Origin of the sequence: Clostridium thermobutyricum, assembly GCF_000371465.1 — a bacterium.
In the GTDB taxonomy this organism is placed as follows: Bacteria; Bacillota; Clostridia; order Clostridiales; family Clostridiaceae; genus Clostridium; species Clostridium thermobutyricum.
Genome location: NZ_KB850956.1, coordinates 1,865,200 through 1,881,717, shown reverse-complemented (window position 1 = coordinate 1,881,717; position 16,518 = coordinate 1,865,200). Strand labels below are relative to the sequence as shown.

Here is a 16,518-nt window from a genome sequence, read left to right as displayed (position 1 = left end):
ATTAATATTCATAATAAATAGAAAATTATATTCTTAATTAATAGTAATAAATAATATTTTAGTATAAAAAATTAAAATAAAAAATTTTTTGAAAACATATACAATAAATAATAAATGTGATACAATAAAATAGAAATAAAGTTAATAAATTACAAAAATGAGTGATTAAAAAGTGGAGTAAAGATAATAAGTAAATAAAAATTACACAAACTATATAAGGAAATTAAACTTTAATTTGAAGGGAGTTAGCTTATGGCACGTTTTACTTTACCAAGAGATTTATACCACGGAAAAGGATCATTAGAGGTTTTGAAAAGTATAAAAGGTAAGAAGGCATTTGTAGTTGTTGGTGGGGGTTCAATGAAAAGATTTGGATTCTTAGACAAAGTAGAATCTTACCTAAAAGAAGCAGGTATTGAAGTAGAAATTTTTGAAGGTGTTGAACCAGACCCATCTGTTGAAACTGTTATGAAAGGTGCAGAAGCTATGAGAAAGTTTCAGCCTGACTGGATAGTTGCAATGGGAGGAGGTTCTCCAATAGATGCAGCAAAAGCAATGTGGATTTTTTATGAGTATCCAGATTTTACTTTTGAAAAGGCAGTAGTTCCTTTTGGATTGCCAGAGCTTAGACAAAAAGCTAAATTTATAGCTATTCCATCTACAAGTGGAACAGCAACAGAAGTAACAGCTTTTTCAGTAATAACAAATTACACTGAAAAAATTAAATATCCGTTAGCTGATTTTAATTTAACTCCAGATATAGCTATAGTAGATCCAGATTTAGCGCAAACAATGCCAAAGAAATTGGTTGCACATACTGGAATGGATGCGTTAACACATGGAATAGAAGCGTATACAGCAAGTCTTAGATCTAATTTTTCAGATCCGCTTGCAGCTAAAGGAATAAAAATGGTAGTAGAAAATCTTTTAAAATCTTTTGAGGGAGGTGAAAAAGCTAGAGAAGAAATGCATGATGCTCAATGTTTAGTTGGAATGGCATTTTCAAATGCACTTTTAGGAATTGTTCATTCAATGGCACATAAGACAGGTGCAGTATTCCATATTCCTCATGGATGTGCAAATGCAATATTCTTACCATATGTTATAAAATATAATAGAAAAAATTGTGAAGATAGATATGCTGATATAGCTAGAATGCTAAAATTAGAAGGTAACACAGATAGTGAATTAACAGATTCACTAATTAATTTAATAAATGAAATGAATACAAATTTAGAAATTCCTCATACTATGAAAGAATATGGAGTAGAAGAGGAAGACTTTAAAGATAACTTGGAATTTATTTCTAAAAATGCAGTATTAGATGCATGTACAGGTTCAAATCCAAGAGAAATAGATGATAAGACAATGGAAAAATTATTTACTTGCGCATATTATGGAACAGAAGTAGATTTTTAAATAGATAGATAATAAAATTTCTTCTTAACAATAATATGAGTAAATTAAAAAGCTCACAATTACTAAAAACTTCATATACTAAGACTGCTAAATTTAATTTAGTGGTCTTTTTAATTTGTTAACAATTTGTAAATAAAATTCATTTTTCAGAAAATTATGGACAAATTGTAATATAATTAAAGTAAAGGATTACATAAAATAATGGAGATGATTTTTGTGAGTAGAAAATTAGAAAGTCTTATTGAGGAAAGGGAAAATCTTTATTTAGAAGTTTTATTACTTGTAGAGTCTGGTGCAAGTAGTGAAGAAATATCTAATATGAACAGAAGAATTGAAAAATTAAATTTACAAATATCACTTGAACAATAGATAAAAGGCTCTATAATCTTTAATTTAAGAATTATAGAGCTTTAATTTTTATAAAAATAATAAAAAGTTGTTGCAAAAAGTTATAAATTTAATATAATGTAGTATAAATAAAATAATAAAGAAAGTCCAAAGAGAAGGAATAGTAAATAAAATAAGCTTTAATAAAGAGAGTTTAGGATGGTGAGATCTAAGCAAGAAGGATTTTATTGAATGGGCCTTTGAGGAATAATAGGAAATCTAGAAATAGAAAGTAAAAATTATTGGGAACCTCCCATTATAGAGGTTAGAGTATGATAGTACTTGAAAAGAGAGGTGTTTTTCTTATACATAAAAACACAATTTAGGTGGCAACGCGGAACTTTCGTCCTATGTTTTATTACATAGGGCGTTTTTTATTTTAAGGAGGTGATTTTGATGAAGTGAAGGACAAACCTAAATAAATCAATAAAAATAATTTTAATTAAAAGGAGCGTAATAAAATATGAGAGATTTAAAAACAAAAAAAATGATAATAAATGCATTAATGCTTGGGATAGGAGCTATCCTTCATCAAATAACACCAGCACTTGGGCTTCCAATGCAGCCGGATTTTGCTTTAGCAATGTTATTTATAATAATAATTTTAAATAATGGAGATTATAAAACATCTTTAGTATGTGGAATAATAACAGGAATATTTACAGCATTAACAACAAAATTTCCAGGTGGGCAAGTTCCAAATATGATAGATAAAATAATAACAGTCCATGTTGTAGTATTTATAATTTATGGATTAAATAAACTTAAAATAATGAAAAGTTTAGAAGAAAAAAAGAGAATGACTATAATGTGTGGGATAATTTTAGGAATAGGAACTTTAATTAGTGGATTAACATTTATATATTCTGCAAATTTAATAGTAGGATTACCTGCTCCATTTATGGCATTATTTAATACCGTAGTTATACCAGCTGTATTTATAAATTTAGTTGCTGGAATTATTTTATTTAAAATAGTGCAAACCTCTATAAAAAGAGCAATGATATAGAGAATAAAGTATTTTAGAGAGTATTAGATAAATTCTAATACTCTCTTTGTCTAAATTTAAAAGTTAAAATTATAGTGCTTAATCTTTTAATTTGTGGATAAAAACAACTTAATTTACAAAATTTATTGAAAATGCCGTCGAACTAAATTATAATTAAAATATTAATAAAATATTACAAAATGGTTAATGACTTGGTCAATGGGGGAAGTTATTTATGAATAGAAAAAGGTTAAATAATATTATTAAAGCTACAATGTTTTTTATTGCAGTTTCAGTGGGTACAGCTTTTAGTGGAAATATAGATGCATTTGCTGATTCAAATTTAGAAAAAGAATTTGTTTCAGTTGTTAGTAAATATAGTAATGATGAAGTAGTTGTTGAAAATGGAATATCCTTAAGAAAAGGTGAAACTTTAGACCTTTCAAAACATAAAGGATGGGAAATGTCAAACAATAATGTTATAGAGATAAATGAAAATGGTATTGCTACACCAAAAGAAACAGGAACTGTTTATTTAAGTAATAAAATTGGAAATAAAGTTCACATAGTAGAAGTTTATGTTCCTAGTAATAGTGCTTTTTATAGAACATCTAGAAGCAATTCAGTAGATAGAAATTATTATAAAGTTTTTATAGATCCGGGACACGGAGGAGCAGATAATGGAGCTAGTGGAAATGGATTACTTGAAGATGAATTAACATTACAAATTTCATTGAAATTAAAAAATATTCTACAATCAAGAGGAATAGAAGTTAAGATGAGTAGAGAATCAGATGTTTATGTTTCTCTTGGAGAAAGAACAAATATGGGAAATGCTTATGGAGCTGATGTGTTTGTGTCTCCTCACATAAATTCTTTTAATGGTGCAAGTGCAAAAGGGATAGAAACATATTATCATTTAAATAAATCTTCTGAAAGACCTTTAAGTAGCAATATTCAAGAAAATGCTATCAAAGAAACAGGAGCAGTAAATAGAGGAGTAAAGTCAGCTAATTTTGCAGTTATAAGAGAAAGTTCAATGCCATCATCACTTTTTGAAGCAGGATTTATAAGTAATCCAGAAGAAGCATCAAAGCTTGGCAATTCAGAATATCAAAATAAATTAGCAAAAGCATTAGCAGATGGAATAGAAAAATATTTAAAAGATAATATAAAATTAAGTGGAAGTGGGGATAAACCTATAGTTCCTGAAACACCGAGTACTCCAGAAGGAGAAGCTAAGATAGGAATAGTTACAGCAAGTTCATTAAATGTAAGAAGTGGAGCAGGGACAAGTTATTCTACAATAGGAAGTCTTAAAAATGGACAATCTGTTCAAATAGTTAGTACACAAGGTTCTTGGCATAAAATAAAATATGGAAATGGTTATGGTTATGTAAGCTCTGACTATATTAAAATAAATTCAAATTCTGGAAACCAAACCCCTCCATCAACAGATACACCAAATACTTCAACTAAAAAAGGAACTGTAAATGCAACTTCATTAAATGTAAGAAGTGGAGCTGGAACTAGTTATTCAACTATAGGAAGTCTTAGAAATGGAGCTTCAGTTGAAATAGTAAGTACATCAAATGGATGGCATAAAATAAAATATGGAAATGGTTATGGTTATGTAAGTGCTGATTATGTAAAAGTAGATTCACAATCATCACAGCCTTCAAATCCAACTCCTCCAAGTACACCAGAAACTCCAAATAATTCAATTAAAAGTGGAACAGTAACAGCTGATTCATTAAATATAAGAAGTGGAGCAGGAACAGGGCATAGTGTAATAGGAAGTTTAAAAAGAGGTGCTAAAGTACAAATAGTAAGTACATCAAATGGATGGCATAAAATAAAAAATGGAAGTGGATATGGTTATGTAAGTTCTGATTATGTAAAAGTAGATTCGCAAACAACACCATCAAAGCCAGAAAATCCAAATAAGCCATCTACACCAGAAACTCCAAGTACTTCAACTAAGAAAGGAATAGTAACAGCAACTTCATTAAATATAAGAAGTGGAGCTGGAACAGGACATAGTATAATAGGAAGTCTTAGAAATGGAGCTTCAGTTGAAATAATAAGCACATCAAATGGATGGCATAAGATAAAGCATGGAAATAGATATGGATATATAAGTGCTGATTTTGTTAAAATTTCTAGTGGAAGTTCTTCAAATTCAAGTACAAGTTTAGTTAGAACAGGAACAGTAACAGCAGGTTCTCTAAATGTAAGAGAAAGAGCAACAACAAATTCATTAGCTATAGGTGCTTTTAAGAAAGGTTCTAAAGTAAAAGTTTTAGGAACATCAAATGGATGGCATAAAATAGAATATGGATATGGTTATGGATATGTAAGTGCTCAATATGTAAGTTTCTAAAAATATGAATGCCCTTAGAATTAAAAGTTTAAAATACTTAAAATTTCTAAGGGCTTAATTTAAAATAAAAACATAGTTAAAGATAAATAATTAATCTTAATTCATATAATAAAAAATAGATTATATAATAAAGTATAGAGTTTATAATTAAATCTAAAAAGTTTTGTAATATTATAAAAATAAAGATTATGATATAAAGAAAAAAATTGTGTAATTTATATATCTTAATAATATAAATTATAAAATGGGGGAATAGGATTAAATATGGGAGTTTGGATAAATGAAATAAAAAGATTAATAAGAGTATTCTTTAAAAATTATGTTGTATTTGGATTCGTAGCAGGAATAATGCTTGGATTTACATTTAATAATCTTGTGGTTTTTATACCACTATGTGGATGCTTAGGGTATTACTATGAAGCTTTATATCAAGAAAAACTTAAAAAAGGAAGTAAATAGGTAAGAAATGAGTTAATACAATCAATTAGATAAGTTGACAATAGGAAAAACATATTATATACTTAGAATACAAAATTGAATAGCGTTTATAAACTAAACTTATAACTTGGGGATGTTTTGGCTTCGACGGGGGTAAGTGAGGTTTGGTAAGCGGGCCGAGGGAAGCATGGTGCCTCGTTAATAAAGTATGCATTAAAGATAAACGCAGAAGACAATAATTTTGCATTAGCAGCTTAATAAACGCTGCTCATCAGCCTTAGATTGCCCACGGTCTAAGATCCTGGTGTCATTTTAAAGTGGGGAACCGAGCTTAGCAAAGCTTTGAGCTAAGAACGGAATTTATGAAGCTAGCGAGTGGTATGTGTGTCTATACATGTCACCATGAGCGAAACTTAAATTATAGACTACGCTCGTAGAAAGCTAGACGGATCTACTTTCGGACACGGGTTCGACACCCGTCATCTCCACCATGAAACCCTCGACATGATATTGTTTGAGGGTATTATTATATTTAAAAAATATTATAGTAAAGCTAATTTTTGATATATCTAGTTCAAGATATACTTAAGGTGAAATGGCAAATGAGTTTAATGCAAGAGATGTTAAGACTAAAGTTAGATTAATGTTTAAATCTAATAATATTCATACTAATGAAAAGTATACAGGACTATAGTTTTACAACAAAAGTAATAAAAAAGATGTTTTTGGTAGAAGAAATAGTTATTAATATAAAGATGAAAGTGAAATTATCAAAATAGAAGATGGAATGCTATAAATATTTCTAAGGAAACATTTTTAAATGCACAAGAGATATTAAAATCAAGAAAAAGAGTACATGGAGCTAATAAATCTATATATGTTTCTTATAGATATTCACATAGAAAAATTATTAGTTCTAAGGCATATGACAATAAAGAGATAAGAAAAGAGTATATTGAAGAGTATATGTTATCAGAACTAGAAAGAAAAATATTTAGTGATGAAGCAATTTTACATTTAGTTTAAGGAATTAATAAGAATATTCAAAAACAAAATAAATTGATAATGAGAAGAAAGAAGTTGTTGTGAAAAAACTTAAAGAAATAGATAAATAGGTAATATAGTAACAGCAATAGCGAATGGTTTCATGCAAGAAGAATTTAAGATAAAAATGGATGAATTAAAAGGAAGAAATTTAGATTTAGAATATGAATTAGTTAAATTTAAATCTAATGAATTAACTCAAATAGTAACAGAAGAGAGTGTAAGGAATCTATTAAAAGATTTTAGTAGATATGTAACAAGTAGAAATATTCCAGAATATAAAACGTTTATACAAGATTTTGTAAAAGAAGTTATAGTTTATAAAGAACACATTGAAGTAATTTTCAAATTGAAGTAATTTTCAATGTGTTTTTTTCTTTGTTAAAAGATAATAAAGGTATAGAATTGGTAAGTAAAGTGAAAAGATATGAGTTATTTGAAAGGTATAGTGAAAGTTTTTATATAAAAATTTCATAAATTAGTCTTTATAAGCATTAAAACATGGTATAGCTATATAGTACTTAAATTTTAGTAGCAATTATATAAAGGGTTAATAATTTACTTGATTAAACAAAAATATAATTATATAAGTTATTTGTTAAAAATTAATTAAAGAGTTTTTAATAAAAGAAGATGAAGTATATAATTTATTTTTAAAGGAAAATTTTAGAAGTGAATACAGATGAAGAAAAATAAAAAGTTTATGATAATTAGTATTATATTAATATTAATTATTTATGGTGGTGTTTTTGCATTCTTTGAATATAAAGAATACAAAATTCAAAAGATGGTAGATAAGGGAGTAGAATATCTAAATAACAAAGAATATGAAAAAGCAATAACAACATTTGATTTAGTATTAAATGAAAAATTAGATGATAAAGAAGCATTACAATTAAGAAATATGGTAAATAAGCATATAGAAGCAAAGAAATGTTTTAATAATGGTGATTCAGAAAAAGCCAATGAATTAATAGATGAATTAGATAAGGAAGATTCAAATTATAAAGAATTTAAAGCAGATGTAAGTAAATTAAAGAATTAGATTAACTCAAATATTAAAAAAATAAAGAAATAGATAATAATATAACTAAAGTAAGATATTTAATAAAAGAAGAAGAGTATAATGATGCTAAAAATATAATAGATAAATTAGAAAAAGAGAAATTAAGTGATATTCAAAGTAAACAAGTGTCGGATTTAAAAGAGAGGGTTGATTCAGAATTAGATGAACAAGAAGAACAAAGAAAAGAATCTAATCAAAATATAAAAGAAAATATTGGTAATGAGTCTAATCAAAGCACAGAACAAAATGAAGGTAGTGGAAAAATGTGTGGTACTAAAAATTCAGATTTAAGAAGTGAAGATAGCAGAAGAACTGTAAAAATAGCAAGAGCATATGAAAATAAAATAGGAATAGAATATGAGTTACAGAGATTCCAGGAGTTGGCAAGAATATATGGTGTTATATTGCGAAAGAACCTGGTGAAATGGAATTATATGTTGATGATTATGGAACAGTATATGAAATGGACGCAGGAGATACTGTTGCTAGAGAAGTAAGCTAAAATAGAGAAGATGGATAGTTAAAGAAGGCTATGCATTCTTTAACTATCTTTGAAATTATCAAAATATGTTATATAGTAATACTTTAGTGGATTTGAGATGTCGTCCTTCAACATAAAACCACGACTACTTGTAATGTGCCTTAAACAGATGATTACAAATAATCGTGGGTTTTTATTGCTTCGAGTAGCGTTACCATTGAAATTTTTATAAATAATTAATGAGTATATCAAAAAATGTAAGAACATAGAAATTTATAAGAAATATGATTAATAACCCATTTGATATAAATAATAATTTTAAAAATCAATAAAAAGTTAATTAGCTCAAATAATATAATTGTTTTTGAATATTTTAATTTTTATATAAAACTTATAAAAACACTGGTGATTTATGTAAATTTTATAATATTAACATCTAAGTGTTAGTTTTGCTTATAAAAATAATTATTTTGAGAATCATAACCAAACTTTTGTTTAGCTGTACCATAATGATAAATATCAGTGACTAACAATGATATATAATCAGAGTATGTATGTTGACGTTTTAACTTACTAAAAAGTCTATTTAGTTTTTCATGCATTAATTTATGCGAATATTCTTCATACGTATATAGTTTTAAAAACGCTTTAATGAATTGTCTTGTTCTGTAATGATCAAATTCTTTAAAATCACATAATGAATCAAAAAAATTAATTACTTCTAAATAATTATTAAATTGAAAAGTTCCATCTTGAAAAGAAAATTTCAGCTCTTTGTTTGGTTTTCTTTCTATTGTTGAAATTACATCTAATATTTGAGTCGTACTAATTTCATATTTGTCCTTTATATCTTTGAATTTCTTATATTCTGATTTACCAAGTTTAGTGAACATATTAAGATAATCATCTATATTCCAATTGCAACTAACTAAATTAGCTTTTTTAACATCCTCTATATTATAGCCTTGAACGATATAGTAGTATAAAGGTAGTTTTAAATATTTGATACTTTCATAACGATGCATACCGTCAATGATTTCAAATCGTTCATTTACAAGAATAGGTATTACTAGTTGCTTTTCTTCCATAGAGTTAAGGAGCTTTTTGTAATTTCTCTCTTTTAAGTTTCTATTTCCAAGTATATTTGTAAATTTGTTGTAATTGTTTGTTTTGTATATTTGATTTCTGGTCTATCGTATATTTCATTACTCATTTTAATAGCCTCTCTTTTCTAAAAGATTATAATAGGATTTTTTACTTGATTTTTTATCACATTCTTTACAACGAGTGCTTACATATATATATTTTTTTCCCCAATTAAATTCTTCAATGGGTTTAGTAATATTACAGCTTGAGCAAGTTTGATATTTTATTTTTGCAATTTCTGCTTTTGAAATAATACGGTTTTTAGGCTGTAATTTTCTTTTTTTGTAATAAGTTTTATGACAAGGAATACAATAAGTGAATATTCCATGATTACTATTTTTTGATTTGTAAAAATCATTTTTTGATTTATATTCTTTGCAAAGTGGACAGAAATATAAATCGCCTAATTTTTTTTGACGATTAGGTGATTTTAGATTAAATTTATTTATTAGTAAATTGCATTCAGCTTCAGTAATTTTAAAAATAGTAATTAATTCTGCTTTTGTATATCCATGAGTAAACATATAACAAAAAAGTTCATAATCTGTATCATTAAAAGTCATAAATAAACCTCACAAATTTAATTTATTCTGTAATATAAATATAATAAAAACATTTCCTATTGTCAACACTTAATTATAAAGTGTATACGAAAGGAAACGTTGTTAGAAATAAAAAAAACAATTATAATTACATATATATTTTAAATGAGGGGATGAGTTTTATTTTATCTGAATATTTAAAGAAAAAAAGAAAAGAAAATAATATGTCTCAAAGGCAATTAGCTAAAATTTCAGGAGTAAGCAATTCTGAAATATCAAAAATTGAAGGTGGAATAAGAAAATCACCAAATCCTGAAACGTTAAAAAAGCTAGGAGAAGCATTAACTATAAATTATTCTATATTGGCTGAAAAGTGTGGTTATATAGTTGATGAAAGTAAAAAAATAGATTATTTTAATGGTGATGTTATAATAAAGACTATTGAGGATGTAAGTGAACTAGAGAAAAGAAAGTATTTAGAGACGAATAAAAAGTTATTAGTTAAAGTAGTTGATATTTTAAATTCTAAATTAAACTTAAAATTTCAGATTGAATATAAAGTTTCTAATAATTTACACTTCGATGCTATTGCATTTAATAAGTATAATGAGGTGTTTTGTATTGATGTTAATTATATAAATACTAGTTATTCAAATTATTTTATTGAAAGTATAATTAATAAATATAAATCTAAGTGTCTTGATTATTATATGTATTTCTCATCAAAAGATATATATAGCAAAATCTATTTTGAAGCAGTAATTGTTTTAGATAATATGGATTATATTGAAGAGATAGAACAACGGTTTAGAAAAGAGATTAAATTAATAAATAGTATTTTCTCATATAGAGTTTTTTTATATGATGAATTAATTGATATGGAATAATATATAAGAATGAATTTTAAGAGAGATAAATTGTATTATCTCTAATACATATAAATCTAGATTTATAAACAAGATTAATAGTAAGAAAAATTGTTGATTGTACTCAACAATTTAAAAGTATTATTATTTATAAATGGATATTTATGTAGTTGTTATGATTGAATTATCATAAGTAAAGCAAAAAGGATATGTTTTAGAGTAATTCAACTGGTGGGTTTCAAAGGTTAAGCTTCATCTCAACCAAATTAGAAAAACCACGATAGATAATATCGTGGTTTTTTGTATTTATTCATAATGAAAATTATGATTTGATTAATTTAAATTTAGTTATAAATAGTGACTAAATGAGATTTAGTATGAACATTAGTAATTGGGTGTACAATAATATGTGAAATATTTTACATATTTGGATTTATTATGATTAGATAGAATATAAAATTATGTAAGATAAACTTTTATTAAGGAATAATATCCTTTATAATATATTTAATGGTAATTTAGTTATTTTTATAAAATACTAATTAAAAATATATTATAAATAAAATTTAGGATTATTAAAAGTGAAACTTTAAAATACAAGATAAATACAACGTAATAATAATTAAGAAAAAGCTATAAAAATAATTGAATAAATATTATGAATTAGAATTTTAAACTTCAAAAAAGAGAATTATCTATTGATATACTTTAAAAATGAGGAAGTTATAAAATATAAAGATTTGTTTGAGAAATTGATATTAGAAAAGTAAAAAGAAAAAAGGTGAGTTAATGTCAGGATATACAAAGCATATGTACGAAATGGATATACATCAAATAAAAGTTGAATTTAGTAAATATATAAAAACTTTGCTAAGTATATTGCCTAAAGATTATGATATAAATACAATAATATCTTTATTAATTGAATACTATCCTTATGAATGGCAAATTTTAAATGAAAAGTATGAATATTATTGTAAAAAGGACAAGAAATTAAAATCTGTTGGACAAAAAATTAGATATTCAATGAGAGAACCTATAAAAATCATTCAAAATTTAAAAATAACTACAAAAATAATGTCTGAATCATATAGAAATAGTTATAAGTTACAATATGATGAATATATTCAATTAAAAAATATAGAAATCTTTCAAAATAAGAGATTACCTAAAATAAAACATATTAAGGATAAAATAGATAAAGCAAAATTAAAGACACAACAAGTGGAACCTTTTTATTTAGATGCTTTAATAGGATTATATGATAAAAAGAAGACATCACAAAAAGATAGAGTTTATATTATGTTAGAATTGAAGAAATATTATTGCCCTAAAGTTATTTCTTTTTTTAAGAAGAAGGCAAACTCAGAATATAACATACAATTACGAGAAATGGCTTTTTATCACTTACAAGAATTTAAACATTATGTAATTTTAAGAAAGCAAAAATATATGAGAATTCCAAGCAAAAATAAAAGAAGAAGAAAATATTTGAAGGAAGTATATGCTAAACAAAAGTATAACATTAAAAAAATACCAGAAGAGCTTGAATATAGAATTAAAAATTCAAAAGAACAAAAATTGAAAGAATATGATTTTTTTATTTCACATAGCAGTTTAGATCATAAAGCAATACAAATTTTAATAAAAGAATTAAATAAAAATAGCAAAAATATATATTGTGATTGGATTAATGATACAGATTATCTTAAAAGAAATTTGGTTGGAGATGCAACAAAGGCTATTATTGAAAAAAGATTAGAGCAATCAAAAAATTTGTTATTTGTTAGATCGGAAAATTCAGAGCAATCTAATTGGGTAAAATATGAATTAAATTATTTTAATTCATTGAATAAAAGAATATACGTAATTGATAAAGCAAATATTTTGAATGGAAATTTTAGTTATTATCTAATTCATGAAAAATGGTTTTTAGATGAAAACTATAAAAATATTTGTTTATTTAAAATTTAATCATAATATTTTTTTGAATTAGTATAAATTTTGCTTTTTAGTAACAATACGAAAATATCTCTAATAATAGATTATGATACCAGATTCTTTATTATTGTTTATATTTTAAGTATTATAAATAGATTAAAATTAAAAGAAAAGGTAGGTAAGAAGAAATGAAAATGCAAATTAAAAGCTTTATAAAAAAATTTTCAAAAGAAATTAGAGAACAAAACGCAGCTATATTTGCTGGAGCAGGTTTTTCAATGGAAGCAGGTTATGTAAATTGGAGTAAATTACTAGAACCTTTAGCAGAGGAAATAGGAATTGATATTTCTAAAGAGTCAGATTTAGTATCTTTAGCACAATATTATAAAAATGAAAAAAGCAATAGAACTGAAATCAGTAAAAGAATTATTGAGGAATTTTCAAAAGAAGCAGAACCAGATGAAAATCATTTAATTTTATCAAGACTACCAATAAGGACTTATTGGACAACAAATTATGATTCTTTGATTGAAGATGCGTTGAAAATATCGGGAAAAATAGTAGATGTAAAATATACTGTAGAGCAACTAACAAATACTAAACCTAATAGAGATGCAGTTATATATAAAATGCATGGAGATAAGGAGCATTCATCAAAAGCTATTATTATTAAAGAAGACTATGAACTGTATAATACAAAATATGCACCATTTATTACGGCATTAAGTGGAGATTTAATTTCAAAGACATTTTTATTTATTGGATTTAGTTTTACTGATCCTAATCTTGATTATATTTTAAGTAGGGTAAGGGTAAATTATGGAGAAAATCAGAAAACTCATTATTCTTTTGTAAAGAAAATAAAAAGAGAAGAATGTGATTCAGATGCTGACTTCGAATATTTAGATCGTAAACAACAATTATTTATAAATGATCTAAAAAGATATAATATTGAGGCTTTAATAATAGATGAGTATTCACAAATAACGAATATTTTGAAAATGATAGAAAAAAGTATAAATGAAGATAGTATTTTTATTTCGGGTAGTGCTCATAGTTATAATCCATGGGATGAAAAAGAAGCGCAAAAATTTATAAACAATTTAAGTAAAAGGTTAATAGCAGATAATAAAAAAGTAATATCCGGTTTTGGACTAGGTGTAGGAAGTTTTATTATAACAGGAGCTTTAGAACAGATGTATATGAAGCAAGAAAAAATTAATAATAATCAATTGATTTTACGACCATTTCCACAAAAAGCCTTACCTAATCAGAAAATTGAAGAATTGTGGGACAAATATAGAAATGATATGATTTCATTAGCTGGAATATCAATATTTATTTTTGGAAATAAGATCAATAAAGAAGGAAATATAATTGATGCTAATGGTGTATATTTAGAATTTGAAATAGCTAAAGCTAAAGACAATATAATTATTCCAGTAGGTTCAACTGGAAATGTTGCAAAAAAGATTTGGAAAGAAGTTAAAGATAAATTTGATGAATTTTATCCTAAAGCTAATAGTAAATTAAAAGAACTTTTTGAAGATCTTAATAATGAAAAAGATAGTGAAAAATTAATTGATGTTATTATAAATTTTGTTAATGAAAGTAAAAAGCTTAATTTAAATTAATAGGTGGATATAGGATATGGGACATAAAATTTTTGTATCATATAAATATGCAGATGATAGCGTATATAATTTAAAATATAATTCAAATTCTACAGTACGAGATTATGTAGATGAATTTGAAGCTAAATTAGATGAAACTGATGATATATATAAAGGAGAATCAGATGGAGAAGATTTGTCACAATTAAGTGAAGATGTAATTTGGGAAAAGTTAAAAGATAGAATATATGATAGTTCATTAACTATAGTATTTATTTCACCAAATATGAAGGTTTCAGGGGAGACAGATAAAAGACAATGGATTCCATGGGAAATATCTTATTCATTAAAAGAAGTTAGCAGAAGAAATAAAAAGGGTGATTCCATAACTAGTAAAACAAATGCAATGATTGCAGTTGTTTTACCTAATATTAATAATTCATATTCATATTATTTAGAAGAAAAAAGTTGTTGTACGTCAAAATGTATAATGCATCATACTAATAAACTTTTTGATATTCTTAGAAAGAATAAATTTAATTATAAAAATCCTAATATAAATGAATGCGATAATAAAGATACAATATGGCATGGAAAGTGTAGTTATATAAAAGCAGTTAAATGGTGTGATTTTATACAAAATATAGATAAATATGTAGATGAGGCATATGAGAGACAAAAAGACATTTTGAACTACAATATATATAAAGAGGTAGAGTAAGTAATTTTTATGAAGATATATATATTTAGAACTTTAAAATTTTTATATTAGTAGTATAAATATGATGATTTGCTTTTACTAATATGCAAATAATTATGGAATATATTATGGTTTTTATTTGCTTTATATGAATAGTTAATTTTTTAATAAGTAGAATATAAAAATAGTTTTAGAAAGTATTTTAAATATATGAAATTTTTATTTTTATAAATTCAATTCATTTAAAAGATTTTATATTTCAATAAACTCTTCATAAAACTAATTCTAAGTCTTTAATAATTATTAAATATAGTTACATCTATAAGAGCTAATACCTAATATTTTATTATATAGGGTTGGTTCTTTTTTTATTATTTTACCTATAATTATCTTAATTTATTGTAATAATTTAAGTATAGTAGAGATTATTGATATGCAAGTTTATATATGCTTTTATTATTATATATAAAATTTTATATAATTTTAAATAAAAAAATAAATTAAAAAGATAAATCATTTAAAATTACTAATATTTATTTTCTATTATAAAAAATGAAAAGGAATACAAAATAGTTGAACTTTTCATTTTGATATGCTAGTATACTAGTATAAGATTAATTTTTTGTTAACAAAGGGGGAAGAAATGATGAATATTTTAGAGCGTTATAAGCCAAAGAAAAATCTTTTGATTTGTATAGATTCTGATGGATGTGCCATTGATACAATGGATATTAAGCATATAAAATGTTTTGGACCTGTAATGATTGAGGAATGGGAAGTTTCAAAATGGGAAAATGAAATTTTAGAGAGATGGAATGAGGTTAACTTATATACTTTAACTAGAGGAATAAATAGATTTAAAGGTCTTTCTAAAGCTCTTGTTGAAATAAATGAAAAATATAAAAAGATAGAAGGTTTAAATGAATTTGTAAAATGGACTGAGGAAACTAAGGAATTATCTAATGAATCTTTAGAAAGAGAAATTAAAAATAATACAGGAGATATTACTTGTATAAAAAAAGCATTGGATTGGTCAATTGAAGTAAATAAAAGAATAGATAGTTTACATAAGTCTGATAAGAAGCCTTTTGATGGTGTTAAAGAAGGAATAGAAAAAGCTAAAGGGATAGCTGATATTGCAATTGTTTCTTCAGCAAATGAAAAGGCTGTTTTAGAAGAATGGGAAGACAATGGATTATTAGAAAGTGTAGACATAGTTTTAACTCAAAATATTGGTTCTAAGGCTTTCTGTATAGAAAAGCTTAAAGAAAAAGGATATGAAGAAGTTTTAATGGTTGGAGATGCTTTAGGGGATTATGAAGCAGCTAAAAAAAATGATGTACTTTATTATCCAATCAGAGTAAGAAAAGAAAATAAATGTTGGAAAGATTTTTCAAAAGAAGCAGTTGAAAAGTTTAAAACTAAATCTTATAAGGGTGAATATCAAGATAAATTAGTTAAGATGTTTATAGAAAATTTATCTAAAAGTAATTCTTAAGTAAAG

15 protein-coding genes, 1 other RNA gene and 1 other annotated feature are annotated in these 16,518 nt (G+C 25.0%); of the genes, 14 read left to right on the top strand and 2 right to left on the bottom strand.

Features of this window, described 5'->3' with window-relative positions; all coding sequences use genetic code 11:
- Nucleotides 1–252: 252 nt before the first annotated feature.
- The 9 genes from HMPREF1092_RS08735 (at nt 253) to HMPREF1092_RS08705 (ending at nt 8,222) form a co-directional block, all read left to right on the top strand.
- The gene (locus tag HMPREF1092_RS08735) at nt 253–1,419 is read left to right on the top strand and encodes an iron-containing alcohol dehydrogenase (protein ID WP_002598304.1); all 1,167 of its coding nucleotides are present in this window, start codon (nt 253–255) and stop codon (nt 1,417–1,419) included.
- 216 nt (nt 1,420–1,635) lie between these two features.
- Nucleotides 1,636–1,788, top strand: a complete 153-nt coding sequence (locus HMPREF1092_RS17190; RefSeq protein ID WP_186003711.1) for a hypothetical protein — start codon at nt 1,636–1,638, stop codon at nt 1,786–1,788.
- A 120-nt stretch (nt 1,789–1,908) separates the two neighbouring features.
- Nucleotides 1,909–2,160 (top strand) — a binding site (T-box leader).
- A gap of 109 nt (nt 2,161–2,269) precedes the next feature.
- Nucleotides 2,270–2,815: a tryptophan transporter gene (locus tag HMPREF1092_RS08730; RefSeq protein ID WP_002598302.1), complete on the top strand. Its 546-nt coding sequence runs from the start codon at nt 2,270–2,272 to the stop codon at nt 2,813–2,815.
- Between the two features lie 214 nt (nt 2,816–3,029).
- On the top strand, nt 3,030–5,177 hold the full coding sequence (locus tag HMPREF1092_RS16495; protein WP_002598301.1) for an N-acetylmuramoyl-L-alanine amidase: 2,148 nt from the start codon (nt 3,030–3,032) through the stop codon (nt 5,175–5,177).
- A gap of 264 nt (nt 5,178–5,441) precedes the next feature.
- Nucleotides 5,442–5,636 carry a hypothetical protein gene (locus tag HMPREF1092_RS08720; protein WP_002598300.1) on the top strand — a complete coding sequence of 65 codons (195 nt, stop codon included), beginning with the start codon at nt 5,442–5,444 and terminating at the stop codon, nt 5,634–5,636.
- Nucleotides 5,637–5,744: 108 nt separating this feature from the next.
- Nucleotides 5,745–6,106: a transfer-messenger RNA gene (ssrA, locus tag HMPREF1092_RS16785) on the top strand.
- Between the two features lie 656 nt (nt 6,107–6,762).
- Nucleotides 6,763–7,017, top strand: coding sequence for a hypothetical protein (locus HMPREF1092_RS17530; protein ID WP_002598299.1), 255 nt, complete (start codon nt 6,763–6,765; stop codon nt 7,015–7,017).
- Between the two features lie 324 nt (nt 7,018–7,341).
- The gene (locus HMPREF1092_RS08710) at nt 7,342–7,704 is read left to right on the top strand and encodes a hypothetical protein (RefSeq protein WP_002598298.1); all 363 of its coding nucleotides are present in this window, start codon (nt 7,342–7,344) and stop codon (nt 7,702–7,704) included.
- Nucleotides 7,705–7,850: 146 nt separating this feature from the next.
- Entirely contained in the window at nt 7,851–8,222 is a 372-nt protein-coding gene (locus HMPREF1092_RS08705; protein ID WP_002598297.1) for a hypothetical protein, read from the top strand.
- Between the two features lie 427 nt (nt 8,223–8,649).
- On the opposite strand, the gene HMPREF1092_RS08700 is transcribed toward HMPREF1092_RS08705, so the two are convergent.
- Complete coding sequence (locus HMPREF1092_RS08700; RefSeq protein ID WP_002598296.1) at nt 8,650–9,294, bottom strand: ParB/RepB/Spo0J family partition protein; 645 nt, start codon at nt 9,292–9,294, stop codon at nt 8,650–8,652.
- A 126-nt stretch (nt 9,295–9,420) separates the two neighbouring features.
- Nucleotides 9,421–9,915: a hypothetical protein gene (locus HMPREF1092_RS08695; RefSeq protein ID WP_002598294.1), complete on the bottom strand. Its 495-nt coding sequence runs from the start codon at nt 9,913–9,915 to the stop codon at nt 9,421–9,423.
- 152 nt (nt 9,916–10,067) lie between these two features.
- Between HMPREF1092_RS08695 and HMPREF1092_RS16490 the strand changes: the two genes are divergently transcribed.
- The 5 genes from HMPREF1092_RS16490 (at nt 10,068) to HMPREF1092_RS08670 (ending at nt 16,512) form a co-directional block, all read left to right on the top strand.
- The gene (locus tag HMPREF1092_RS16490; protein WP_051070321.1) at nt 10,068–10,781 is read left to right on the top strand and encodes a helix-turn-helix domain-containing protein; all 714 of its coding nucleotides are present in this window, start codon (nt 10,068–10,070) and stop codon (nt 10,779–10,781) included.
- A gap of 768 nt (nt 10,782–11,549) precedes the next feature.
- On the top strand, nt 11,550–12,734 hold the full coding sequence (locus tag HMPREF1092_RS08685; RefSeq protein WP_002598292.1) for a toll/interleukin-1 receptor domain-containing protein: 1,185 nt from the start codon (nt 11,550–11,552) through the stop codon (nt 12,732–12,734).
- A gap of 155 nt (nt 12,735–12,889) precedes the next feature.
- Complete coding sequence (locus HMPREF1092_RS08680; protein WP_002598291.1) at nt 12,890–14,335, top strand: SIR2 family protein; 1,446 nt, start codon at nt 12,890–12,892, stop codon at nt 14,333–14,335.
- 16 nt (nt 14,336–14,351) lie between these two features.
- Nucleotides 14,352–15,035 (top strand): TIR domain-containing protein, encoded by a 684-nt coding sequence (locus HMPREF1092_RS08675; protein WP_002598290.1) that lies wholly within the window; start codon nt 14,352–14,354, stop codon nt 15,033–15,035.
- A 622-nt stretch (nt 15,036–15,657) separates the two neighbouring features.
- Nucleotides 15,658–16,512, top strand: a complete 855-nt coding sequence (locus HMPREF1092_RS08670) for an HAD family hydrolase (RefSeq protein WP_002598289.1) — start codon at nt 15,658–15,660, stop codon at nt 16,510–16,512.
- Nucleotides 16,513–16,518: the final 6 nt, after the last annotated feature.

Excerpts from the sequence above, each read along its gene's own strand:
- HMPREF1092_RS08670 (WP_002598289.1), top strand. The coding sequence starts at position 15,658 with ATGATGAATATTTTAGAGCGTTATAAGCCAAAGAAAAATCTTTTGATT.
- HMPREF1092_RS08695 (WP_002598294.1), bottom strand. The coding sequence starts at position 9,915 with ATGACTTTTAATGATACAGATTATGAACTTTTTTGTTATATGTTTACT.
- HMPREF1092_RS08685 (WP_002598292.1), top strand. The coding sequence starts at position 11,550 with ATGTCAGGATATACAAAGCATATGTACGAAATGGATATACATCAAATA.
- HMPREF1092_RS08710 (WP_002598298.1), top strand. The coding sequence starts at position 7,342 with ATGAAGAAAAATAAAAAGTTTATGATAATTAGTATTATATTAATATTA.
- HMPREF1092_RS08720 (WP_002598300.1), top strand. The coding sequence starts at position 5,442 with ATGGGAGTTTGGATAAATGAAATAAAAAGATTAATAAGAGTATTCTTT.
- HMPREF1092_RS17530 (WP_002598299.1), top strand. The coding sequence starts at position 6,763 with ATGCAAGAAGAATTTAAGATAAAAATGGATGAATTAAAAGGAAGAAAT.
- HMPREF1092_RS16490 (WP_051070321.1), top strand. The coding sequence starts at position 10,068 with ATGAGTTTTATTTTATCTGAATATTTAAAGAAAAAAAGAAAAGAAAAT.
- HMPREF1092_RS08675 (WP_002598290.1), top strand. The coding sequence starts at position 14,352 with ATGGGACATAAAATTTTTGTATCATATAAATATGCAGATGATAGCGTA.
- HMPREF1092_RS16495 (WP_002598301.1), top strand. The coding sequence starts at position 3,030 with ATGAATAGAAAAAGGTTAAATAATATTATTAAAGCTACAATGTTTTTT.
- HMPREF1092_RS08700 (WP_002598296.1), bottom strand. The coding sequence starts at position 9,294 with ATGGAAGAAAAGCAACTAGTAATACCTATTCTTGTAAATGAACGATTT.
- HMPREF1092_RS08735 (WP_002598304.1), top strand. The coding sequence starts at position 253 with ATGGCACGTTTTACTTTACCAAGAGATTTATACCACGGAAAAGGATCA.
- HMPREF1092_RS08680 (WP_002598291.1), top strand. The coding sequence starts at position 12,890 with ATGAAAATGCAAATTAAAAGCTTTATAAAAAAATTTTCAAAAGAAATT.
- HMPREF1092_RS08730 (WP_002598302.1), top strand. The coding sequence starts at position 2,270 with ATGAGAGATTTAAAAACAAAAAAAATGATAATAAATGCATTAATGCTT.